General features: G+C 39.5%; 22 protein-coding genes. 7 read left to right on the top strand and 15 right to left on the bottom strand.

What is annotated here, in order from left to right; all coding sequences use genetic code 11:
• Positions 1 to 76 precede the first annotated feature (76 nt).
• From recR to C9I86_RS00660, 5 genes are all read right to left on the bottom strand, one after another.
• A complete protein-coding gene (gene recR / locus C9I86_RS00680) occupies positions 77 to 676 on the bottom strand; it encodes a recombination mediator RecR (protein ID WP_080156873.1) in 600 nt (199 codons plus the stop codon).
• 3 nt (positions 677 to 679) lie between these two features.
• Entirely contained in the window at positions 680 to 1009 is a 330-nt protein-coding gene (locus C9I86_RS00675; RefSeq protein ID WP_045041700.1) for a YbaB/EbfC family nucleoid-associated protein, read from the bottom strand.
• A gap of 35 nt (positions 1010 to 1044) precedes the next feature.
• Positions 1045 to 3171 (bottom strand): DNA polymerase III subunit gamma/tau, encoded by a 2127-nt coding sequence (gene dnaX, locus C9I86_RS00670; protein ID WP_107275345.1) that lies wholly within the window; start codon positions 3169 to 3171, stop codon positions 1045 to 1047.
• Between the two features lie 278 nt (positions 3172 to 3449).
• The gene (gene apt / locus C9I86_RS00665) at positions 3450 to 3995 is read right to left on the bottom strand and encodes an adenine phosphoribosyltransferase (protein WP_080156875.1); all 546 of its coding nucleotides are present in this window, start codon (positions 3993 to 3995) and stop codon (positions 3450 to 3452) included.
• A gap of 125 nt (positions 3996 to 4120) precedes the next feature.
• Positions 4121 to 4537: a YbaN family protein gene (locus tag C9I86_RS00660; RefSeq protein ID WP_255418333.1), complete on the bottom strand. Its 417-nt coding sequence runs from the start codon at positions 4535 to 4537 to the stop codon at positions 4121 to 4123.
• A 355-nt stretch (positions 4538 to 4892) separates the two neighbouring features.
• On the opposite strand from C9I86_RS00660, the gene C9I86_RS00655 reads away from it, so the two are divergent.
• A complete protein-coding gene (locus tag C9I86_RS00655; RefSeq protein ID WP_080157183.1) occupies positions 4893 to 5240 on the top strand; it encodes a conjugal transfer protein TraR in 348 nt (115 codons plus the stop codon).
• Positions 5241 to 5353: 113 nt separating this feature from the next.
• Here C9I86_RS00655 and C9I86_RS00650 read toward each other — a convergent pair whose 3' ends face one another.
• Positions 5354 to 5995: a DUF2057 domain-containing protein gene (locus C9I86_RS00650; RefSeq protein ID WP_080156876.1), complete on the bottom strand. Its 642-nt coding sequence runs from the start codon at positions 5993 to 5995 to the stop codon at positions 5354 to 5356.
• 153 nt (positions 5996 to 6148) lie between these two features.
• Entirely contained in the window at positions 6149 to 7132 is a 984-nt protein-coding gene (locus C9I86_RS00645) for a porin (RefSeq protein ID WP_107275344.1), read from the bottom strand.
• A 533-nt stretch (positions 7133 to 7665) separates the two neighbouring features.
• Here C9I86_RS00645 and dinG point away from each other — a divergent pair.
• The 4 genes from dinG to rsmS are packed head-to-tail and all read left to right on the top strand — an operon-like array spanning position 7666 to position 11339.
• Positions 7666 to 9750 carry an ATP-dependent DNA helicase DinG gene (gene dinG / locus C9I86_RS00640; protein ID WP_107275443.1) on the top strand — a complete coding sequence of 695 codons (2085 nt, stop codon included), beginning with the start codon at positions 7666 to 7668 and terminating at the stop codon, positions 9748 to 9750.
• A 29-nt stretch (positions 9751 to 9779) separates the two neighbouring features.
• Positions 9780 to 10553, top strand: a complete 774-nt coding sequence (locus tag C9I86_RS00635; RefSeq protein WP_107275343.1) for a TSUP family transporter — start codon at positions 9780 to 9782, stop codon at positions 10551 to 10553.
• Between the two features lie 24 nt (positions 10554 to 10577).
• Positions 10578 to 11129: a primosomal replication protein PriC gene (gene priC / locus C9I86_RS00630; protein ID WP_080156879.1), complete on the top strand. Its 552-nt coding sequence runs from the start codon at positions 10578 to 10580 to the stop codon at positions 11127 to 11129.
• 39 nt (positions 11130 to 11168) lie between these two features.
• A complete protein-coding gene (gene rsmS / locus C9I86_RS00625) occupies positions 11169 to 11339 on the top strand; it encodes a pleiotropic regulatory protein RsmS (protein WP_080156880.1) in 171 nt (56 codons plus the stop codon).
• A gap of 70 nt (positions 11340 to 11409) precedes the next feature.
• Here the strand turns inward: rsmS and C9I86_RS00620 are convergent, their stop codons facing one another.
• From C9I86_RS00620 to C9I86_RS00610, 3 genes are all read right to left on the bottom strand, one after another.
• The gene (locus C9I86_RS00620; RefSeq protein WP_080156881.1) at positions 11410 to 11904 is read right to left on the bottom strand and encodes a hypothetical protein; all 495 of its coding nucleotides are present in this window, start codon (positions 11902 to 11904) and stop codon (positions 11410 to 11412) included.
• A gap of 447 nt (positions 11905 to 12351) precedes the next feature.
• Positions 12352 to 15435: an efflux RND transporter permease subunit gene (locus C9I86_RS00615; RefSeq protein ID WP_107275342.1), complete on the bottom strand. Its 3084-nt coding sequence runs from the start codon at positions 15433 to 15435 to the stop codon at positions 12352 to 12354.
• Positions 15432 to 16511 (bottom strand): efflux RND transporter periplasmic adaptor subunit, encoded by a 1080-nt coding sequence (locus C9I86_RS00610; RefSeq protein ID WP_241956825.1) that lies wholly within the window; start codon positions 16509 to 16511, stop codon positions 15432 to 15434. The genes C9I86_RS00615 and C9I86_RS00610 overlap by 4 nt, the downstream gene beginning before the upstream one ends.
• A gap of 177 nt (positions 16512 to 16688) precedes the next feature.
• Between C9I86_RS00610 and C9I86_RS00605 the strand changes: the two genes are divergently transcribed.
• Positions 16689 to 17000, top strand: a complete 312-nt coding sequence (locus C9I86_RS00605; protein WP_107275341.1) for a (2Fe-2S)-binding protein — start codon at positions 16689 to 16691, stop codon at positions 16998 to 17000.
• A gap of 513 nt (positions 17001 to 17513) precedes the next feature.
• Complete coding sequence (locus C9I86_RS00600; RefSeq protein WP_241956824.1) at positions 17514 to 17903, top strand: hypothetical protein; 390 nt, start codon at positions 17514 to 17516, stop codon at positions 17901 to 17903.
• Between the two features lie 89 nt (positions 17904 to 17992).
• Here C9I86_RS00600 and C9I86_RS00595 read toward each other — a convergent pair whose 3' ends face one another.
• From C9I86_RS00595 to C9I86_RS00575, 5 genes are all read right to left on the bottom strand, one after another.
• Positions 17993 to 18616: a MarC family protein gene (locus C9I86_RS00595; RefSeq protein ID WP_107275340.1), complete on the bottom strand. Its 624-nt coding sequence runs from the start codon at positions 18614 to 18616 to the stop codon at positions 17993 to 17995.
• A gap of 177 nt (positions 18617 to 18793) precedes the next feature.
• Positions 18794 to 19267, bottom strand: a complete 474-nt coding sequence (locus C9I86_RS00590; protein ID WP_241956823.1) for a hypothetical protein — start codon at positions 19265 to 19267, stop codon at positions 18794 to 18796.
• A 129-nt stretch (positions 19268 to 19396) separates the two neighbouring features.
• Entirely contained in the window at positions 19397 to 20857 is a 1461-nt protein-coding gene (locus C9I86_RS00585) for a glutathione synthase (RefSeq protein ID WP_080156889.1), read from the bottom strand.
• A 46-nt stretch (positions 20858 to 20903) separates the two neighbouring features.
• Complete coding sequence (locus C9I86_RS00580) at positions 20904 to 22721, bottom strand: ABC transporter ATP-binding protein (RefSeq protein WP_107275339.1); 1818 nt, start codon at positions 22719 to 22721, stop codon at positions 20904 to 20906.
• Positions 22714 to 24501, bottom strand: a complete 1788-nt coding sequence (locus C9I86_RS00575; RefSeq protein ID WP_107275338.1) for an ABC transporter ATP-binding protein — start codon at positions 24499 to 24501, stop codon at positions 22714 to 22716. The genes C9I86_RS00580 and C9I86_RS00575 overlap by 8 nt, the downstream gene beginning before the upstream one ends.
• Positions 24502 to 24579: the final 78 nt, after the last annotated feature.

Raw genomic sequence — 24579 nt, 5'->3', positions numbered from 1 at the left:
TAAGACTATATAAATAGCAGTAAATAAAAAACCGCGCTCAAAGAACGCGGTTTTTTTATTGCAATAATAACCATGGCTACAATCGCTGCCGTCCAGCAAGAGAGTGCGATAGCGTGGTGCCATCAACCAATTCTAACTCGCCACCAACGGGTACACCGTGAGCAATTCGGCTCGCAGGTACATTATATTCATGACAAAGTTCAGCAATATAATGGGCAGTTGCCTCGCCTTCAACCGTTGGGTTGGTAGCTAAAATTAATTCATTAATTGCTTCTTTTTGTAAACGAAACTCTAGCGTATCAAGACCAATATCAGCAGGACCAATACCATCAAGTGGTGATAAATGGCCCATTAATACAAAATAACGTCCTGAAAATTGACCGGTTGCTTCTACTGCTACAATATCTGCAGGGCTTTCGACCACACAAATAATACCGTTCTCTTTACGCCGAGGGTTATCACAAATTGCACAAACATCATCTTCGGTAAACGTACGACAATCACGACAATGACCAATCTCAGTCATGGCTTGATTTAACGCATCAGCGAGTTGTAAGCCACCTTGACGATTTCGTTGTAGCAAATTAAAAGCCATCCGTTGTGCTGACTTAGGGCCAACCCCAGGCAAACAACGTAAGGCTTCCATCAAATGCTCCAGTAAATGACTGGTTCGCATTGATTAAAACGGTAGCTTAAAGCCAGCAGGTAAATTCATACCGCCGGTAACACCTGCCATTTTTTCTTTTTGTGTTTCTTCGATACGACGTGCTGCATCATTGAATGCCGCAGCAATCAAATCTTCAAGCATGTCTTTATCATCTTCCATTAGACTTTCATCAATTTCAACACGACGAACGCTGTGGCTGCCTGTGATAGTTACTTTAACAAGGCCAGCACCAGATTCACCAGTAACTTCCATGTTAGCAACTTCTTCTTGCATCTTTTGCATGCGCTCTTGCATTTGCTGCGCTTGCTTCATCATGTTGCCCATACCGCCTTTACCAAACATATCTCTTCTCTCTCTATCGGGTCTGGTTAAAAATTTTAAACAGGTCTAATACTTTCTTCATCCAGTTGTGCAGCAAAACGCTGACAAATGAAATTAACATTAGGATCGTTAGCTAAACTGTCTCGCGCTTGTAGCAATTTTTGTTGGTACAAACTTTCGCGTAATTCAAGCGGTGTCTGACCTTGCTCGCCTAAAACAATCGACAATTGTACAGGTGCTTGTAACACCTCACTCAAGGCACTGTTTAATTGTGCCGTCGCTCGATCTGCTTGCAAATGTTTCTGAGCCGAACGTAAATACAATGTAATGTGATCATCCACACGTTCAAAAGCCGAATTCAATGCTAATTGCTGAATTAATTTTGGCACATCAAGCTGAGTGACTAACTGTGACCAACTATCCTGATTTGCAGCTTCATTGACAAGTAATTTCGCCATCTCAGGCGTTTTTTCATGTTCTAAAGCGCGCTTCAATACTCGTGGGGTTAACTCAGGCTTAACATCGGCCTCTAACGCTGGCTTTGCCATCGGTTTCCAACGATATTCATCGTCTTCAGTCGCATTATTCGCCACTGTCGACGCCGGCATCGCATGGGATTTCATTGTTGGCATCGAGGTTTGCTTACTCGCAATCCGATCCATCACTGAAGTTGCGACTTTTTTAGCTGGCGTCGTTAGATCCTTTTTTGGCGACGTGCTCGTTGTTTGTCCGTCTTGGCCACGTTTGGTCTGACTACGTAATTGATTACGCGCGGCTAATAACCCTGATGCTGCCGATGGTCGAACAGGCGCAGCATCTATTGGTGGTTGCGTCACCGGTTGTGGTGGCTGTGGCACTGATGATTGTTCCTGTGGCGCAGGCGCAACAATAGCGTCAGGCATTGGTGCTGGAGCCATCGGTGCTGCCGACTGAGGTGAGACAACAGGTGCTACCGTTGATTGAATATTATTCGTTGCCGGTGTTTGCATTTGTGCTTTTAATGCTTGTACTCGCGAGACACCGCTGGTCGCGGGTGCCACTAACGGTGCAGGCTGACTACTCGGCACCACAATCGCCTGAGGCGTAATACTGCCACCACTAACAGGACGGAAAGCAAGCATACGCAATAACACCATTTCTAAGCCAGTACGGCCATCGGGTGCAAACGACAGATCTTGACGCCCTTGTAAGCAAATTTGATAACACAATTGTACATCTTGTGGTGTCATCAATTGGCTCAATAAATTAATTCGCTCAGCATCAGGTAAGCTATCATCTAAACTTGCTGGTAATGCTTGGAACATTGCCACTCGGTGCAATTGTGCCGATAATTCACGTAATAAACTATCCCACTCAATACCGATCGAGGCTAACTGCTGCAAACTTGCCATTGCAGTATTAGCATCAGCTGTTGCCACCGCTTCAAGTAATGACAACGCTTGATCGGTATCTAATGTACCTAGCATTGTCGCAACAGTTTCAGCACTAACATTGCCATTACCCAATGCAATCGCTTGGTCTGTTAAACTTAATGCATCACGCATACTGCCTTCAGCTGCACGAGCTAGCAATGCTAATGCACGCGCTTCATACTCGACTTTCTCTTCCGTTAGGACTTTATCGAGTTGGGCATGGATTTGTTGGTGATCAAGATGTTTTAAATGAAACTGTAAGCAACGCGATAAAATCGTTACTGGTAATTTTTGCGGATCAGTCGTCGCCAGAATGAATTTCACATATTCTGGTGGCTCTTCTAATGTTTTCAATAATGCATTAAAACTATGACGTGAAAGCATGTGCACTTCGTCAATCAGATAAACTTTAAAGCGACCACGTGCAGGTTTATACTGCACGTTATCCAACAATTCACGTGTATCTTCAACTTTAGTGCGTGATGCAGCATCAATTTCTAGCAGATCAACAAACCGTCCTTCATCAATTTCACGACAGGTTGTACATTTACCACAAGGCGTAGCTGTGATGCCTTGCTCACAATTTAACCCTTTAGCAAAAATACGTGCAATCGTCGTTTTACCTACTCCACGCGTACCACTAAAAAGATAAGCATGGTGAAGCCGATTTTGCTCTAAGGCATTACCTAGTGCAGTTAATACGTGTGATTGTCCAACCACATCTGCAAACTGGTAGGGACGCCATTTTCGGGCCAGAACCTGATAACTCATTTATAAATAACCTTAATCAATCTGGACTGCATCTGGTGTAACGAAACTCGCCACTCTTTCTTTTATTCTCGCCATCATAGCTATAATGATAGTAACCGATATCGATCATTATAAAACAAAGAAAATAAACGAAATAGTAATGAGGTATGTAAAACATTGAAATCAGCATCAATGCTAGCATAGTGCTGTTTAGTGAGCGAGAGGGCGCTAGAGTAAGCGCCCAATGATTAGCCAACTATCACCTTAATAGGAAATATGCTTAAGCTATAGCGTATTAATTAGTGACCAGGAAAATCACAAATAGAGTAAACGTCAAGACCCAAGCCTTGTAGACGCGCTTCACCACCGATATCAGGTAAGTTGATAACAAATGCCGCATCCTTAACATCACCGCCTAAACGGCGTACTAAGTTAGTGGTTGCTTCAATTGTGCCGCCAGTCGCCAATAAATCATCAACAAGTAGCACTTTGTCACCCGCAACAATCGCATCTTTATGAATTTCTAGCGTGTCTTTGCCATACTCAAGTTCATAACTTTCAGCGATCACTTCACGCGGTAATTTACCCGGCTTACGTACCGGTACAAATGCAACCCCAAGTGCTAGAGCTAAAGGTGCACCAAATAAGAAACCACGAGCTTCTGTACCAATAATCTTAGTGATGCCTTGATCTTGATACTTTTCAGCTAAAATCGCAATCGTAGCGCGATACGCTTCAGGTACTTCCATTAGGCTTGTTACGTCACGAAAAAGAATACCTGGCTTAGGATAATCTTGAATTGATTTAATGCTATTGGTAATTAAATTTAATGTTTCTTGATTCATCATTCTTTCCGTACTTACTCTGACGGCAAACAGAGTAATCTTAAGTTAAAGCCTGCTAGTTGCAGACAAAGCATAAAAATAGAGCCGTTAATAACAGCCGTATTTTTATGTGACAATCGAGCATTTTATGAGTTTTCGTCGAGTTCGGCAACTGACACAGAATCAGGTTGAATATCAACAATGGGTAAGCGATTAAAACAGTACAATAAAACCACACATCCCGTCAGTAACATCCCCTTATGCCACCATAATGGCACCATAATAATAGAGAAAGTAAAACTGAGCACGATCATGATCAATCCCCGCCGTTTCACAACCGATGTCACGGCTCCATGCTGATGCCAATTAACTAAAATAGGTCCCAGTTGTGGGTGTTGATGAAGCCAATGATTTAACTTAGGCGAGCCCCGCATAAAACATGCGCTAGCTAACAATAAAAACGGCGTTGTAGGTAATAAGGGTAAAAAAATCCCCATGACACCTAAGACGACGGCAATCCAGCCAATAGCGACTAAAATATAGCGTACCACTCGACTATTCACCTTTTTTCCTTCGTTCAAGCTTTTATTACCTCAATCAACCTATTAAACAACCCTAATATTTTTCCTATTAGGTAATTTACTGCGTGTAACGATAATTAGTTTTAATTGTTAATATACCGCATCATTCATTAGTAAGCGTTATATCTCGCAGTAAATTAAACAATATTTATTAAATTCGTTTAAAGAATTGATTCAAATCACAACAGTATATTGAATCTCGATTAGACTAATAAACATAGAGATACTGCATTAGATACTTATTTAATCGCAGTATAACAACACCCAATCAAAGCATAGCTAATATTATTAATCACTAGCTTTCCTATTGAATATCATCACTATGGCTATCACCGATATGAATTATAAAAATTTTCAGTATCCGTTAGAAACTGAATACTCATCGCTAGCAGAAAAATTAAAAAATGAAATGCTAATCAATCATTTAAATAATAATGCCGACACAATAGATAATACCGATCTCAATGATCTTATCGTAATGGCTAAATCGTCCTTTATTCCTAATCTTTTTGATATGGCAATACGATTAGAAAAAGTAGATGCTGCAGTATGCTCATTTAAATTAGGAATGTATGGCTTATGTGCTGATTGTGAAGAAGAGATTGAATACAGCGATCTCGAACAAGATCCAGCCCAGCCTCGATGCAAATCATGCCGTGAACATAGTCGCTATCATCACGATTAACTATCACTAAAAGTCATATTGTTATTACGAATAAGTAAAAGGCAACATAAGCTGCCTTTTACTTTTAAATCACAAAATCATTACATCACTACACTGTAATTTCTGCGTAACGACTAATTAAAATCTTTTTCGGCCATCCAAATTTTAAACGCTTTTTTATCTTCTTTAGACGCTTTGGTGTACCACATCTTAAGCTGTATTAATGCATCGCCTGTGATTTCAACTTTCCCCGTTTCATTATCAACATTCACTGAAACTTGTTGTAAATCAACAGCATTACCCTGCTCAATCACAATACCATTATCGCGATTATAAGCAGCAATAACCGCTTCAATATCACTGTATGCGGCAAAACCATCACCTTGCAACTCAACCCCAACCAATGGCTTTGTTACACCATTTTCAAGGGCTAATTGCCATGTTGCACCACGTTCAAAAAAAGCTTTTGCTTGTGATTCAGTTGTTAGTCGAGGCAATGTTATCTCAGCATTCCTATCAACTAAATCAATATCAAACAAATACGGACGAGTGGTATAAATAGTTGTCTTTGAACCACGCTTAACCTCACCATCAAAACGTACCACAATTTGATGCTTACCGTCGGTTAATTCAACGCTCTCAACCTCACTCCAGCCTTGACCTTTCACTTCTTTACCATCAACGGCTAATAACTTCACTTTATCCGCCACCGTCAATGTTGCAGCTTGTGCCGTTACTGAAAACAATGCCATTAATAGCCATAGATTTTTTTTCATGTATTAATCCTTAATATTTTTATTGGCTGATTATTGTTATCACTACTATCTGTTGTCAGCGCGATAACAATAACCACCCTCTGCTTAACAAAACAAAAAGTAGCAAAAAGCCGCCAAGGAGGCGGCTTCATCTATCATTACATCGCAGCCAAATTAGAATTTAACTTCTAGACCAACAACGTAACCGAAATCTTCTAGCTCATCTTTCTTATCGTCAGAGTAACCTAGTTCAAGGTATGCACGTACATTGCTGTGCAATTGTTGAGTTACGTTTGCGTACACATTGTTGATTACGTTACCGTTATCAACTTTATCTTCGCCACGAACATAGCCAAGTGCCAATGTTGTTTTATCGATAGTGTAAGAACCGTTGATTTCGTATAGATCAATATTCTTATTTGTTACTTTAGTATCAGCGGCTTGGTACTTAACTTGACCAAAAGATGCTGCTAGGTTAATTGCACCCATTGCGTATTCAGCTTCAAGGTTGTAACCACTGATATCTTCACCCGCTTTACCTGGGATGATGATTGGTGTGCCATTATCATTACCAAGAGTGAAACCTTCTGCACTGATGCGTTTACCGTCGTAACCATATACACGAACATCTAGACCGCCAGTACGGAAGCCAACGCGACCATCGGTAATTGTAGTGCTGTGGTCAGTATCCATTTCATGAGAAACCGCAGTATAGAAAGTACCGTTGTCGTAAACGTACTTAGCAACACGGTCGCCTTCAGTTTGTGCAAAGTCAATTTGGCCAGCACCTAACTCGTAGTCTTTACCGATACCTGAATCATCCGAAACTAGAAGTTGACGACCAATAGTTATTGTTCCGAATTCACCAGAGAAACCAGTCCATAGCTCGTAGTTCTGTAGATCGCGGCTTTCGTATTTAAACGCAGTACCAGAAACAACATTCAGATTGTCAGAAACAGCAACTGTTGCATGAAGAACTAAATCACCATCATCAATACGAATAGTTGAATCAGCATTCTTTTCAAAACCATCGAAAAGTTGTACTTCAGCTGCGCCAGAAAGATCAACTTTAACGCCATTTGCATCGTAAAGGTTGATGCCAGCATTCGCAGAACCAGCTGCAGTTAGAACTGCTAGCGCTAATAGAGTTTTTTTCATGATATGTCCACTGCCTTTCTTATTGTTGTAAATCTCAGTCCTGAGATTCCCTGTCCTTATATTCCCCTGTCATGAGTTCTATTTTTAAAACAAAACACTAAAACACAAGAGAAGTAATTTATGGCTCACATCCTGACAGAAGTTCAATATTTTTGTCAAATAATCTAAATTAAATATAAAAAAACATAAAACACATCACAAAAACAAATAGTTACGGAAAATAGATTCGATATTAATCACAAAAAAATAGGTAAAAAAATGCAATTAACATTAAATTAATACCTATGAACAGCGGTGTTTTACATAACTAATCAACCTAAAAACACAAAAAAAACAGCATAAAACACTGTGCTAAATTCAAATGAGCAGCATTTAAATTTACTAGCAGAAAGTGCCTATAACGCAAATGTAATAGAAGTAAAAAATCGTGAGCGATCCCTCACTTTAAAATATAAATAGCGTAATTTTTGTTACCGCTCACATTTAGTGCTTCATGCTATAATGGTTTTCCCGGCCCTTATGAAGTTTCAACCATGCTGCACAACACCATAAAAAGCGACATCAAACAGTGTTACATCAACCTTGGTCATCAACTCGATAACTTTATTCCTCGTCGTGCACAAAACTATTTAGTTGCAGAAATAGCGAAAACACTCGCAGGTGAATACCATAAAAAGAATCGAGTTCTCGTTGCAGAAGCAGGGACGGGTATTGGTAAATCTCTGGCCTATTTAATTGGCGGGATCCCTTTTGCATTGTTCAATAATAAAAAACTGTTGATTTCAACGGCAACCGTCGCCCTTCAAGAGCAATTAATTACCAAAGATTTACCGTTGTTTAATCAAATTTTCCCACGAGAATTTAGCTTTATTCTTGCCAAAGGACGTCAACGCTATTGTTGTAACCACAAATTAGAAGCAAGTTGCTCAACCGATAGCGAATTACAACTGGGAATGTGGGAAGAAAAACCAAAAAAATCCGATCTTGATTTACTTAAACGGATGCTAAAAGCTACTGAACAAAACAAATGGGATGGTGATCGTGATAGCTGGCCGACAACGATTCCAGACAAAGTATGGCAACAAATTATGGCGGATAAACACAGCTGCCATGCAGGAATGCCTAAACACCGTAGCTGCCCTTTTGCTAAAGCACGAGAACATCTAGATAAAGCAGATGTTATTGTGGCAAACCATGCCTTATTAATGGCTGATATTGAATTAGGCGGTGGTGTGATTTTACCTGAGCCGGAACAGACCATTTATGTGATTGATGAAGCACACCATTTACCACAAGTCGCGCGTGACTTTTCATCTGCCGCATCCAGTCTCAAAGGGGCTGCTACATGGCTTGAAAAACTCAATCAAATTGTGGCTAAATTTGCTGAGCTGGCCGACTACCAAAAAGCAAACCGATTCCAAAACGCAATTCAAGACAGCGTGCAGCATTTAGTACCGACTTTAAATCAAATCGCCAACACTATTGATTCAAGCAAATTCAATAAAGATGGTGTCTATCGCTTTGAGCATGGTGAATTACCCGCATGGCTCGAAGAAGAAGCGAAAGGTTGTAAAGATGCCAGTAAGAAAGCATTACAATCATTAGGTAAAATTCAAGATCTTATCGCTGAACGTACCAAGGAAAATGTCATTATTCCACGTTTAGGTGAGCAAGCACTTACTGAGATCGGTTTTTACCTTCAACGCCTTGAAAATTTAGAAAAAGTTTGGTCTTTAATGGCACAACCCAACCATAAAAAAGGCGCACCACTTGCACGTTGGATAGAAAAAAGTCCTGAACGTGAGAATGATTACATCATTGAAGTATCACCATTAGAAGTCGGCTATCGTCTTGATCAACTGTTATGGAGCCGTGCTGCGGGCGCTATTTTGGTGTCGGCAACATTACGTGCATTAAATCAATTTAGCTTCTTTTGTCGTCAAGCGGGAATCTCTGATGCAGAAGCAGAAGGCACGCGTTTTCTTGCACTTGCATCACCGTTTGATTATCAAAACAACGCTCGGTTAGTTATTCCAGCGCTAAAACTTGAGCCACAAGCAGAACAATTTACCGATCTACTGATAGAAGTATTGCCTGAATACCTTGAAGGTGAAACCGCAAGCTTAGTATTATTTTCATCTTACTGGCAAATGAACAAAGTCGCCGATGCCTTGCGACCATTAGCCAAGAAAAACAAGTGGCAATTACTGGTTCAAGGTGAAGAATCACGTAACGAAACGCTAAAAAAACATAAAGACAATTGTAAAAATGGCATCCCTAGCATTTTATTTGGCACTGGAAGCTTCTCAGAAGGTCTTGATTTACCGGGGAATTTATTAGAAAACCTAATTATAACTAAAATTCCATTTGCCGTACCAACATCACCAGTAGAAGAAGCACATGCAGAATACATTGAAAGTAAAGGCGGTAACCCTTTCTTACAAATTTCTGTTCCAGAAGCGAGTAAAAAGTTAATTCAATCAGTAGGTCGCCTGCTGCGAAAAGAACGCGATTCTGGTAGAGTGGTTATTTTAGATCGTCGTATTATTAATCGTCGTTATGGAAAGGCATTACTTGATTCTTTGCCTCCATTTAAGCGCGTAATTGAATACAACTAATCATCTTAGCCATAATAAAAAGCATTTAAATGATTGATATGATTGAACCAGGTACATTAGCGATACTTGGCGTTGTTGCATTAGCAGCAGGATTTATTGATGCAGTAGCAGGCGGTGGCGGCATGCTTACCGTTCCTGCTCTATTGTCCCTTGGTCTTCCCCCCCATATCGCACTTGGTACCAATAAACTGGCAGCAAGCTTTGCTTCCTCAACGGCGGCATGGACGTATTACAAGAAACAATTATTTAATCCACAATTTTGGAAGGCGTCCTTTGTTGCAACTTTTATCGGCGCAATTATTGGTACGCTGACAGTGAATCTCATCAGTGGTGCATGGCTAGAAAAAATCCTACCTTTAGTGATTTTTGCGGTCGCTATTTACAGCTTATGGCATCCACACCCAAATCCTGATCAAACACAATTACCAGAGGTAACCAAAACCTTTAAACGTAAACAGTGGCTACAAGGATCGAGCTTAGGTTTTTATGATGGTCTAGCAGGCCCCGGAACTGGCGCATTTTGGACGGTATCAAGTTTGGTCTTATATCGATTAGATATGCTACGCGCTTGTGGACTCGCAAAAGCCATGAATGTCACCAGTAATATAACTTCACTTATTACGTTCATTATCTTGGGTCATGTGAATATTGCGCTAGGTTTAATTATGGGCGTATGTTTAATGATAGGTGCATATTTAGGGGCTCATTCGGCCATTCATTTTGGCGCTAAATTTATTCGTCCCGTTTTTATTACGGTCGTGTTTATTCTTGCTGCTAAATTAGCGTGGCAAGCGTGGTTTTAAACATACCCGTTTATAGGTATAACAATGATTGATCTTTCTCGATTACAAACGCTTATTGAACAACTACAACATCAAGCAGAAGAAGCCGATCGTCTTCGCGGTGAAGCGCAGCGGCCATTATTTGATCAACAATTATTTCGTCATCGAAGTAAATTACTCACACCTTGCGTTGTTGAAATTACACAAGAACTGACAACACTACAAAAAGAACAACAAGCGGGTAAATTATTACCTGAACGTACCCAGCATATGTGTGAGAAACTTATCGCTCAAATAAATGCCATTCAACGTGAACTCGCAACCCAACATATTCGTAAAAATGAACCACAGCAAGCCGCTAAATGGCAACGTTCGATCAATGACGTATACCAAGATCTTAATAAGCATAGAGATTGGGAACGCCGTTTAAAAGCTATGCTTCGAGATAAAGAATCATTACTCAACCGTTGTGGTTCTCAGTTTGAACAGCAACAAGCTCAAAAAGAGATCCTTGCCTTAGAAGGCCGTATAAGCCGTTGCCAAGCAGCATTAATAACACTCGAAAATGAGATTAATCGCCGTGAGAGAAAAGGCTAATCTTCTCTATTCTCAACACCAAACCAAAGAGATCCATTAATGAGTAATGCACCAACATCATTAGACAATGCACCAGCAGAAATTAAACTTGCAGTTGATTTAATCTGCCTATTAGAAGATAACGATATAGATCCACAAATCGTTTTATCCGCACTTGATATTGTGCGTCATGATTTTGAGAAAAAACTGCAATCACCATCATCAAAATAATAATCAACAGCCATAAAAAAAGGCTGAATTAATCAGCCCTTTATAATATCTATTTTATCTTAAAAATAAATTAGTTAATGCCCGCACGCTTTAGCAAACCAGCCATCAATGCTGAACTTGATTTTACTTGCTTTGATTTATTTTTCAGATCCTTAGCAAGCGCTGTATCATTAACATCATTAGCAATGAAGATCATTGATTGGTACATATCACGTGGCGTTTTAATACGCTCTTTATCGTTCAATGGCTTAAGCAATGTGACGACATCAGAGCCTTTCTTTTTATTTTCAGTTGTGTAACGTAAAATTGAATCAAGTAAACGATCCATATCAACCATAAATTCAGAGTTTTCAGTACCCTGTTTTTTCATTTCTTTAAGGTTTTTCTTACGAACCTGATTAATAACAAATGCTGGTTGATTAATTTTACGATAAGCGAAGATACCCGCTAGCACCAATAACGCTACACTACCAGCTGCAACATAACCCCAGATAGAACCTGAAGATTCAGCAACAGGCTGAGCGACAGCGGCAACGTTTGCAACAGACTCTGGTACATCAGACATATTTGTAACCTTTTACTTTAAGAATTCGGAATGCGGTGAGACCTTACCACCTACTCGATAAACTGCTATATATTTTATCAAAAATTAGTTCAAATAGGAGACAGAGCTCAAATGTATGCTCATTCTGCCGTTTTCAACAACAAAAATAAAGCACTGCTAGATTGATTTTCAATCAGCAGATTGTAACTATTTGTCTAGCAATATAAAAACGTTAATTTGCATCAACATCTATTTTTTCACCAAGCATTAAACCGTCATTAACACCACACATTTGCCCGTTACGTCGTATTGGCTAATCACGATGAACAAATTAACTAACAACACACATATTTATGCTTAAAGTTTAGTTGGTTTTTCACACAATGATAGTATTAACATTTGTACCAATAGTAACAATAAAGCCGCGTTCATCACGACAAATAATCTGTCGTGATGATAATAAGCGAGTTACTTCGTTATGACGGTTGACGGTATCGGTTTGGAACGTTTTAATTTTTGCACCATGACATACATACTTGGCACTACAAATAAAGGATCGACAATACCGAGTACCATACCTGCGATAATAATTATTCCTAACGATCCCATTGCATTTGCTCCTGGCCCAGCTTCGCATAACAGCGGCAATGTGCCCAAAATCATAGTTAATGAGGTCATTAATATCGGCCTTAAGCGCGTTTGGGTTGCTTCTAAAATTGCAGCGCGAGGCAAATAACCTTGAGCTTGTAATTCATTAGCAAACTCAGTGATCAAAATACCGTGCTTACAAATCAATCCAATTAAAGTAATTAAACCAATTTGTGAATACACATTTAAGCTGTAATCACTAAAATATAAAGCCCACAAAGCGACAGATATAGTGATAGGTAATGACAACATCACCACTAATGCATCTACCACACTTTCAAACTGTGCACTTAATACCATGTAAATAAACACTAATGCTGCAATAAAGACGAATAGCATTTGTTGATTGGCATCTAAATATTGTTTGGCGCTGTCAACATAGCTATAACGCGCATTGGTCGGCAGAAGCGTTGGTAACATTTTATTTAACGCATTGATCCCCTGCCCCATGCTGACACCATCAGCCAATCGAATCGATAATGACGCCGATGTCGCACGATCATATTGATTAAGCGCGTGTGGCCCTAATTGATTGTTAATACTAATCAACTCAGATAATGGCACTAAAGTACCATTATTATTACTGATCCTAAGTTGTAAGAGTGCATTCGGTGTTAAAGTATAAGCCGACGCTAATTGTAAATGGAGAGGATAATTAGCACCTTGATAGCTCATATCATTATTGAATGTCTTACCACTCATGGCTAATTTTAACACTTGCTGAATATTATACAGCGACACACCATATTGAGATGCCAGCACACGGTTGATCTGGATCTTAAACTGATTTTGATCGAATTTTAATCCACTTCTTGCATGAACAAATAACGGCGACTGCTGAATCTTATGAGCAAGCACTGTCATCTGTTGGGATAACGTTTTTTCATCAGCACTGCTGCTAACATTAATATCAATGCCATTACTATTACCATGTCGCCCACCTCCCGTTTCAATGGCGGGGATCACACCAGTAAACACAGTATTACCACCTACTTTTAAACGCGCATCGATCTTTTCACTGATCGCCTGTGCTGATAGCTGACGTTGATCCCATGGTATTAACGTTACAAAACCACGAATAAAATCACTACTGGTCAAAATAGCTACATGCGCAATATCAGGGATCTGACGCAACTGCTTATTCATATTGTTGATCATTCGTTGCTCAATAGCATCGTCACTGCTGCCCACTAAAGGCTGAAACAAAAAGATTTGCCCGGAATCTTCTGCAGGTAACATTTCTGATGGTGTCTGCATAAATGGCCAATAACTGCTGACTAAAATAATCACCATCAATACTAATGTCATTTTACGATAATCGATAGTTGAGGCTAATACGCGCTGATAAACCATCGCTAAATGAGTTAACTTATTATTAATCCACGTTTCAAACCGACCCGCGGGGTGATGATTCATCATTTTACTGCACATCATCGGCGATAACGTTAATGCCACCACACCAGAAATAATCACTGTCCCCGCTAAGGTAAACGCAAACTGCTGGAACAACTGACCAGTAATACCATCGACAAGTCCAACAGGAATATAAACCGCCGCTAATGTTAAGGTGGTCGCTATAATAGCAAATCCAATTTGACGACAAGCAACCACGGTCGCTTTACGCACAGATGAGTGATGCCGTAACTGACGATGAACATTCTCAACCACGACTATCGCATCATCAACCACCAGCCCAACCGCTAATAACATCGCCAATAAGGTTAATGAATTAATACTAAACCCTACGAGCTTTAAAATAATAAACGAACAAGATAAGCACACCGGAATGGTCACAATAGGAATCAAAGCAATACGTAAGTTACCTAAAAATAACCAAATCACGCCAACAACTAACAGTACAGCTAATCCAATCGCAAAATAAACATCATTGAGAGAAGTAATAATAAAGGTCGATTTATCTAACAATACCGTCGCTTTCATACCACTTGGTAGAGTAGTCGAATTAAGTAATTGGTGTACTTGTTGTGATAACACTAACGGATTAGCCGTCGCAGTATATTGCGGATTAAGCACAAACAGCATCGCATTCTTCTTTGAAAAATCCACTAAAGGCTGCAATTCAAGTTGGCTACTGGGTGTACCGATGGTTACCGTGGCAATTTGTGATAAGCGAATCGGTTGTTGGCCATATACCGCCACAATGGTATTACTAATCGCCGTTAAATTTGAAATAGCCCCTGTTGATACTAATTGGTATTGACTTTGTGTTCCCGATGTTTGACCACTTAATGCAGTAATACTGTCAATATCAACTAATTTGTTGATAACCTTATTTAGCGTCAAGCCATAGTGCTGCACTTTATCTGGATTGATCGTAATTAACACTGATTGTGCAGAGCTAGGAGCAACACTTACCGCTCCTGCTGCGGGCAACTGTTCAAGCTGTGGTAATAACGAATTAATACCATATTGATGAAATTCATATTGTTGTTGATGTGGCCCAGGCGTTAAACCAATCAGCATTGCAGGCATACCCTGATCATCAGATTTAAAAACATCAGGTGTTATATCATCCGGTAACTGACTTTCAATATTACCGATATCATTATGGATCTCACTTACCAAGGTATCTATTCCATGTTCATCAATACTGGTAGCTACATCAATAATTATACTGCCTCGACCTTGGTGAGCCGTTGCTGTTAAATGACGGATCCCTTCCGTACCCGCGATAGCGTTTTGAATCGGAATCAGTACTTCCGTCATCATATTTTGCGCAGCAATAGCATTGTCATACACAACAATTTGAATTTTTGACTGACTAATTTGAGGTGTATAACGCCAAGGTAACTTTTGACTAAACAACAACCCTATAAATACGGGTATTAACCATAATACGGTGCACAATACCGGGCGACGAAGACAAAGTTCAGTTAATTTCATGCTTGAACTGCTTGTGGTTGAGTATTGGTATGTACATGTTGAGGATGAACAATCTCTACTTTTTGATCGGTACGTAAATAATTTTGACCATTCACAACAAGCTGCTCACCAACGTTTAAGCCCGATAAAATTTGTACATAGCCATCATAATAATCACCTACTTTTACATTGCGTAACCGCGCTATATTATCAACCACAACAAAAGCTTGAGCCCCTTGAATATTGGTCATCAAAGCGGATGTCGGTATCGTTATTTGATGAGGTAATCGTTGTGTTTGTTGAACAACCTTGAGGTATTGTCCAGCAGAAAAGGGAGCGAATGGCGGTAACAGCGCTTGTAATGTTACTAACCCCGTAGCGGTATTGGGTGCAATATAAATCACACGTCCAGTCTCTTGAATCGATGGTATTAGCTCTGATTGCACCAAGACATGCTGTCCTAGTTTATAATCCAGGCGATGTAATGCAGGTAGTTGATATTCAATCTTTAATTGATGTGGCGTGTATAGCGTTGCTAGGCTATTACCCACGGTAACAATATCCCCAACATGGTAGTCGGTTGAGCTAATTACGCCCGTAAACGGCGCTTTAATTGTCAACTGAGCTAATAAACTTTTATCTTGATCAAATTGTGCTAACGCCTGTTTGTAACTACTTTCACTGTCATCATAAACACTACGTGAAATTAGCCCTTTGGCACTTAACTGCGCTTGACGTTGCCATGCCTGCTGCGTCGCCACTAATAATGCTTGATCATGAGCGACTTTAGCTTCCGCTACTTGTGGATCCAATTGTACTAATACCTGCCCTTTAGTGACAGTTTGACCTGCATTAAACAAAATGGCCGTGATCTTATTGGTCTGTAAACATTTTAATGCCACGACATTATGGCTTTTTACCACACCATAGCCCGTCACTTGCTGAATAATAGTACGTGATTTAATTGGCTGCGTTTCAACTTGAATCACAGGAGCCACTGGTGCTATAGCGATAGTGTTTGAACCACCATCACAACCTACCAACGTAAATGCCATGGTAGTAATAACCAACATTGAAACCGCTGTTCGTTTTAACATGATCTATTTCCTAGAACATAAAACAATATGAGCTAGGATAAACCAGCACAATATACCTATAAGGGATACAATATTATCAAGGCTGATTGTTTAATACATCATTACCTGTGAACTTTACGCTGTTTTACATTAACTAAGACAAAAAGAGCAATTGGCGCTCAACATCGTCGAATCATCATGCTGAATAATGACCGATGTATCCGTTCACTACTGATCCAAGAAAATAACAATAAGCCGATGATTAACCCACCAGCAAACATTCTTACCTGTCGCAGTGATGAATTAGCATTGCATCAATTTCTCAATGGCAAAGACAATATTGCAGCACCTAAAATTATTTGCGCTTGTAAGCAAATAACCAAACAACAATTAGTATCAACTATCACTGAAAAACACATACAAAATGTAGAAGCATTAAGTCAAGCCACAACCGCTGGTACAGGGTGTGGTGGTTGCTGGGCTGAATTAGAAGCATTACTCAATCAATAATAGATCACGACGGTTAAATAAACATACTCCATGCTCTTGCTTACTAAGCGTATTTAACACCCGTTCGAAAATGACTATAAAACAAACAATAAGAAGCTTGTTTTTTATTCGATCTTATAAAACCCACTAGGTTGATTAAAAATATTTATCGCCACAATAAATATTTTACATTTTAAGCATGGAAAATATCCGTTGAGAGCCTTAGAAAACGAAAACAAACATTAACTACCTAATAAATAACAATAGTTTTAAATGTAACAAAAAAGTAAACGTTAAAATTAGAACACAATAATATTTTGTCACATTCAAACACAAGTGATAATAATTCTCAATTACGTAAATAATAGTTTACAGTTATTTTTTTGCTAGCCGTGTATATATTTGCATGTATTTTAAATAATCTTTAGCATCTATTTCCAATGCAGACACCCATTAAATAAAAACATTTCAATACATATTATTATTTAATGAACTTATATAAATATATTATTATCCAATATAACAGGACCTATCATGAAAAAATCAATTCTAATTACATTACTATTATCAAGCACAGTACTAGCAGGTTGTAATTCAATTAAAGAGGCTGCAGGTAATATGGTATTAGGCGAAGATTTAGTTCAAGCTGCTGAAAAACTTGATCACTGTGATATGTCTGGCTTAAATACATTAGAAAATATTGCAAAGAATAACCATGATATGAGAGGTTCGGCAGCACTTATTGCACTAGGTGCAAACTATGCGGCAGCAGGTAATACAGCCAAAATTAATACTATTGCTAAACAATTACATGCACAGACACCAAATAAAACGCTTGAATTTGTAAAACAAGAAATTATTGATTCAGGTAAAACTCAACAACAAAACCGCATTAATAATGGTTTATCTGGTAACTGCCAGTAATAAAAAAGGTGGTTATTTATTTAACCACCTGTAATTATATTTTTTAATTTAAATACGATACTATTTATATTAGTACTACTCTATTTAAACTAAATATAAAAATCTTTAATTCCTTGTAATAAATTGTTCACCGCAACTGCGGCTAAAATCAATCCCATTACACGGCTAATAATAGCGGCACCAATATTACCAATCCATTTTTGAATTGTTGTCGCACTCAGTAGTAATAGCAAACTGACAAATAAAACCGCCATCATCACCCCTGCGGTTATTGCTTGATCCACCACTGAATAACGATGGTTATCAGTTAACATCACCACCGCCATCATGGCACCAGGAGAGGCTATCGAGGGAATAGCTAAAGGATAAACAGCGAGATCCGCAAGTTCTGAATGACTAATATCTTGAGTTAATTTTTGTTCCTGTTCTGGCTTACTTTCACCAAAAATCATCGTTAACGCAAACAGTAATAGTACTAAACCACCAGCCGCCTGAAATGCAGGCAGTGGAATTTGCATTGCTTCAAGTAATAATTGCCCAGCGACTAAGAAAAAAATCAAAACACCACTCGCAATCGCAACAGCTTTTAATGCCACTTTACGACGCTGTTTTAATGTTAAATGTTGAGTCTGTGATAAATAAACTGGCACCGACCCAATAGGATCAATAACAGCCCAAAGCACAACAAACTGAGTAATTATAATACCAAGCAAAAATCACCTCTCCGATAATGAATACAAATTCCATTTACTAATAAGATAGTCATCTTATTCTATTAAAGATTTTAGTTTTGGTTATAAACCTAGCCTGACAATGCTACAAATAAACATCTAATTTCAATTTATTGATATCTTTTTGAAAGATATCAATAAAAAGATAATAACTCGATTTTACAATTTCTCAGCTGCCGCGGTAAATCCATTCGCAGAGAGATTAAATCCAGCAATATCGACATACTCTTTCTTTTGAAATAATGTCAGTACTTTGTCCATATTGCCTGAATTATTGCCTGAATAAGCATATGCAGTACAATTATGTGTTGTAGGATCGTAGTGAGTATTTACACGTAATACAATTTCATCCGCAACATTTAAATTACTAAAAGCAGGCACATATAACCAATTACGGCATGCTGTTGCTTGTGTTTCCATATGATCAAGAAAATCAATGCGAGATAAGCGTTGGCCGTTATTAGTAAAATGAAAAATATAAGCTTGATTACCGAAATCTGTTTTGGTCACGATTTCATTTTGCGCAGGGAGCGCTTGGTAACTATTGTGCTGTGTCGTACCAGCAAAGGCACTAGGAGCCATAAAACTTAATGAAAGCAAAAATGAAGAAATAACGGTAGTTCGGTTAAGCACTGCGTGCACTCCAATGGCTAAATGTCGCTAATAGTCATCTAATATGACTATTAGCGATAATAACACAAGAGCTTTTACCGTAATTTTATTTTCAGCTTTGGTATTTATACAGTTTTTTATACTGCAGTGTTAATCAATCAATACTAAAGAGTCTAAAATACCTTTACCACTATGAATGCCACCTTCATTTTCACTTGCAGGCTTACTACGAATTAAATATCCCGCGTAACCATCAAGGTCAGTAACGGGCTGGCCTTTAAAATAAGCGGTAAATAAACCTATTTCACTGACTAAATCATTCACGACCGTCGCTTTAGCATCACGAATAGCAACAGTCGGTACGTCTCGTTCATGAGGATATAAACGCTGCATTAACGCCCAAGCATCATATTCAGCAACCGTTAATTTCGCTAACGTTGCACTAATATCATCGCCAAAAACACAGTGGCCACCGCCCTCGCCTTGATTCTTAAGTACCCATTCACTTTTTATCGCTTCAGTATTAAACCAATGAATCGTATCAGTATTAATCGGCTTCATTTCTGCTAACACACTTTTAATTAGCTGGGCTTCTTCAAGAGTAACTCCCCAACGGACATACTCTTGGGCTGGCATCATGGTTAATAACATTTGCATCGTTTTACTGGTTGCCAACTGCTGACCAACCGTAGCATTAAGAGCAACATGGTGCTGCTCAATAAAGACGCGCATTTGGCTTAAAGTATAACAACACACCGCTTCATTAAGCTCGGGAGCGCAATAATCTGAATATTGATAACCCGCACGTAAATACACCACATCTACCGCGCCAACCCCGTCTAAGATCAAGCGTTGATTTGGGCCAGTTATTAATTGGGCACTTAATTGTTCAAAGGTACGTCTTACGGTACGCACGCCTTGTTGCTGCAACGCTATTTCTAACAGATGCTGATCATAAACATTATCTTCATTTTTCTGCACCACCATTAAAAATACCGGTGAGCCTTGCTCATTAAAATCGGCTTTTATTTGGGTTGCAGCGGTCACAATGCCATTAGCTAATTGTGTTAAGCCTTCATTTTCAGCGGGTATGGCAGCGGCATCTTCTAACCATGATTGATAGGTTTCAGGCCATTGGCGTTGCATAAAGGCATGAAATTCAGTTGCACGTTGTCCAAATGGAGCCATCCCCGCAGCAATACCATTAAATTCAATGACTTTAGCGCCATATTGACGATCATCCATAAAATCCGTTCGCATTAACAGTAATGGCTGACGAGCAGGATCAAGTGGGTGAGTGGCTGTGCCATGGATTTGCTGATGAAGCGCCATTAAACGACCAAAGAAAGGATCCGCTTTTGCCATATCACTCAATGAGGATTGTAAAAAATCAGGATCTTCAGCCACATTACTGATCAATTTAGTAAGAAGCGGCACCACACGACGTAAATGCGCATAAACCTCTCGCTCTATCGTCATCGGAGCAATACTCAATGGGCAGTGCTTGGCTGTATTATCCGCTTGACGAAAAGCCACACCATGCATAATTGCCCATTCACAAACATCTTCAATAATCTGTGGTGCAATCACTGTTTTTTTATTGATATTCATACTTTAATCGCTCTTTAATCTAGCCTAATTTGACACTGATGTTTATCTATAATGTCGACGACAGGGTTGCCGATGTGAGTCCAAAGGTTGTGGTTAATTGTTCATTTTGCTGCTGCTCTTGCTGTGCTAAATAGAGATCTCGATAATCTCCGTCTTGAGTAATTAAAGCATCATGTGTTCCACTTTGGACAATTTGACCTTGATTCATCACTAAGATTTGATCTGCATTTTGAACCGTCGATAGTCGATGAGCGACAATAATGACTGTTCTGCCATCTTGAATATTATCCAAGGCAATTTTGACCGCTTCTTCTGTTTCACTATCAATATTGGCGGTGGCCTCATCTAATAAAAACACCTGTGGGTTGTGAGATAACGCTCTCGCCAACGCTAATAATTGGCGCTCTCCAACCGATAACGATCCACCACCAATGCTTGGACGATGATGATAACCACCATTTAAGCGTTGAATAAAATCATCCGCTCGCACCTGTTTAGCAGCATTAATCGCACGCTCTTCATTCAGTGTCGCATGTGACAATTCAATGTTATCAAGCACCGAGCCACTAAAAATGGTTGGATCTTGAGAGACTAAACCAAATAACTTACGCAACTGAGCTTCAGGGATCGACACTAACGGCTGTCCACCAACCAATATTTGTCCTTGCTGATGTTGATAAAAACGCATCAACACATTGATAATAGAGCTTTTCCCACTACCGGTGTGTCCAACTATCGCAGTAAATTTCCCACCTTTAGCGACAAAACTAACATCTTTTAAAACAGGCTGCCCCTCTTCATAACTCAAGTTAACATTGCGAAATTCGATATCACATTGTGGCGGCATCGCAACATTCATTGTTAATGAAGATTGAGGTTCAGGTTTATCATCAAACAGTTCAAAAATACGCTTTGATGATACTGTCGCAATCTGCAACTTTCGTAGCTCCATTGATAGCTGTCTAAAGGGGTCAAAAAAGCGTTCAATATAGTTTAAGAAAGCATATAACGTACCCACATCAATAACGGTAGTTAACGATCCGGTTGCAAACCATGCCACAATGCCCGCTGCAGTTAATGTAGACACTAGGCGGGTTAACGGAATCAACATTAAGCTATCAATACCGATAGATTTAGACCGAAATGCAAACCATCGTTGATTTTCCTGCTCAAACTTATTTCGAAAAGCATCTTGCTGTCTAAAGGCTTGAATTAATGCCATGCCTTGTAACGACTCATTTAATCGACCATTAATAGAGCTTATCTGCTCTCGAACCCCATTAAATACTGGCATTGAGATTTTTCGATATAAATGCATCGTAAACAACAAGGTTGGAATCAGCACTAAGCTCAATAACATCAAGCGCCAATCCAGCATTGCAATCGCAATAAAAATCGCGCTAATTCGTAATCCACCTTGAATAATCGTTGGAATGGTCGACACAAACATTTCACGCATTGATTCAGTATCATTAGTAATATATGACACCAAAGTACCCGCTGGTTGTTTATCAAAAACACGAATTGGGTAATTCAATATATGGCTAAACAAATTTCGACGTATATCATTGATAACCAATAATGCACTGTGACGAAATGTTACCGCTTGCCAATAAGAAAACAGTGCAGCAATTAAATAAGATCCCATTACCGCAGCGATAAGCCAACCAAGGTGTTGCCATTCAAAGTGTTGCGGCACAATCACATCATCAACAATAATCTTCGCTAACCAAGGGATCGTCATCTCAGCAGCCACCGCGACAGCTAACAACATAAACGCCACCACGAATCGGGCTTTATGAGGCAATGAATAAGCCAGTAATCGCCAAAATAACGTTGTTTCCCCCGCCGTCGTTTTAAGCATGCGTCACCTCTGCTGACAATGTAGACTGTGTCTTCGTCGCTCCCGCTGAATTCAAATGTGTTTGACGTTGATAAACCGTTGTATACCACCCTTGTTGATGCATTAATTCAGCATGAGTGCCTCGTTCGGCTATCTGCCCTTGATCCAAAACCAAAATATGATCCGCATGAATCAAATTAGCTAAACGCTGCGTCACTAATACCATGGTTTTATGCCCGTAATGTAGCTTCATATTTTTACGAATGATCGCTTCCGTTTTCATATCTAAAGCGCTAAATGGGTCATCTAATAACAAGATATTGGCACCAGAAAGCAATGCGCGAGCAAGGGTTAATCGTTGTCGCTGCCCACCAGATAAGTTAGTCCCACCTTCACGAAGCATACTATCAAACCCCTGCGGCATTGCTTCAATTTCAGATTTAATCGCTACCATTTCAGCAACATGCATAATTTCTTCACGTGTTGCATTAGGTTGAGCAAAAGCAATATTTTCAGCAATTGACCCGGAGAATAACAACGGCTTTTGAGGTACCCAGGCTAAATGTTGACGTAAGCTATCAAACGTCAGTAAATCAGTACCATAGCCACCAATGTAAATTTCAGAGGGCTTTGTCAGTGGAAATTGGCGCATGATTAAATGCAACAATGTACTTTTGCCACTTCCCGTTGGGCCTGTAATACCAACCAATCCTGCCGCTGGTACCTTAACTTGAATATCTTGCAGCGCACATTGATTGGCATCTTGATAAGCAAATTCAACAATATTGATTTCTAAATTCGGTTCAGCATCTTCAGGTAATATTTCACTGCCTTGTTTTACATCCGGCTGCTCTGCAAATAATGCTTCTAAGCGTGACCATGATGTATTACCACGTTGAAACACATTAAATTGCCAGCCAAACTGCATAAATGGCCCCATTAATTGCCCCAAATAAAGGGTAAATGTCGTAAATAAACCAATGGTTATATTGCCCTGTGAAATCAACCATGCGCCATAAGCCAATGACAAAACAAAAGAAAAGCCATAAATAACTTGAACCGTTGGTGCAAACGCCGCATCCACTTTAGCGACAGCAAGATTCGTGGTGAGCGTATTATCTAACGATTGTTCAAATCGCTGTTCTTGGCGCGCACGAATGCCATGTGAACGAACGGCTCGCACGCCAGCGACGGTTTCACGGGCTTCTTCATTTAAATCAGAAAAACTGGCTTGAGCGGCATCAAATGCTTGATGTAAACGCGAACCATATCGATGCGTACAATAAATTAATAACGGGAAAGGCAGCAGAGCAACCGCTGTTAGCTGACCACTAACAACAAATATCATTCCGAAAATAACAGTGAAACCGGCAATAAAAGAGTCGACTAATGTCATAATGCCCATGCCCGTTGATTCTTCTACTGCATTGAGATCATTGGTTGCATGTGCCATCAAATCGCCAGTACTACGACGGCCATAAAATGATGGCGGTAATAAAGACAGTTGATGAAACAGATCTCGTCGTAACACCTGTGTTATCGCAATTGCAGCCCCATATAATCGGCTTTGCCACACATAACGTAAGCCATACATTGCCAGTGCTGAACCAACGATGCCACAAACATCAATGATCAATGACCTCAGAGTTAAACTACCGTGATTAATATCATCAACGATATGACCGATTAACCATGATGGAATTAAATTAAGTAAAGCAACCACTTGCAAAGCAACGATTGCGATTAAATATTGACGCGCAAACATGCTAATGTAGTGGCGTAACTTCCAAATAATAGCCATAAATTATTTCGCCTTAACCTATCTCTATTATTGTTCGTAAATTTTCAGCCTGAAGATAACCATTAAAAGCCATAGGAA

Origin of the sequence: Photobacterium sp. NCIMB 13483, assembly GCF_003025475.1 — a bacterium.
GTDB lineage: Bacteria > Pseudomonadota > Gammaproteobacteria > Enterobacterales > Vibrionaceae > Photobacterium > Photobacterium piscicola.
Note: the sequence above shows the minus strand (reverse complement) of the source record. Positions and strands in the feature narration are given on the sequence as shown.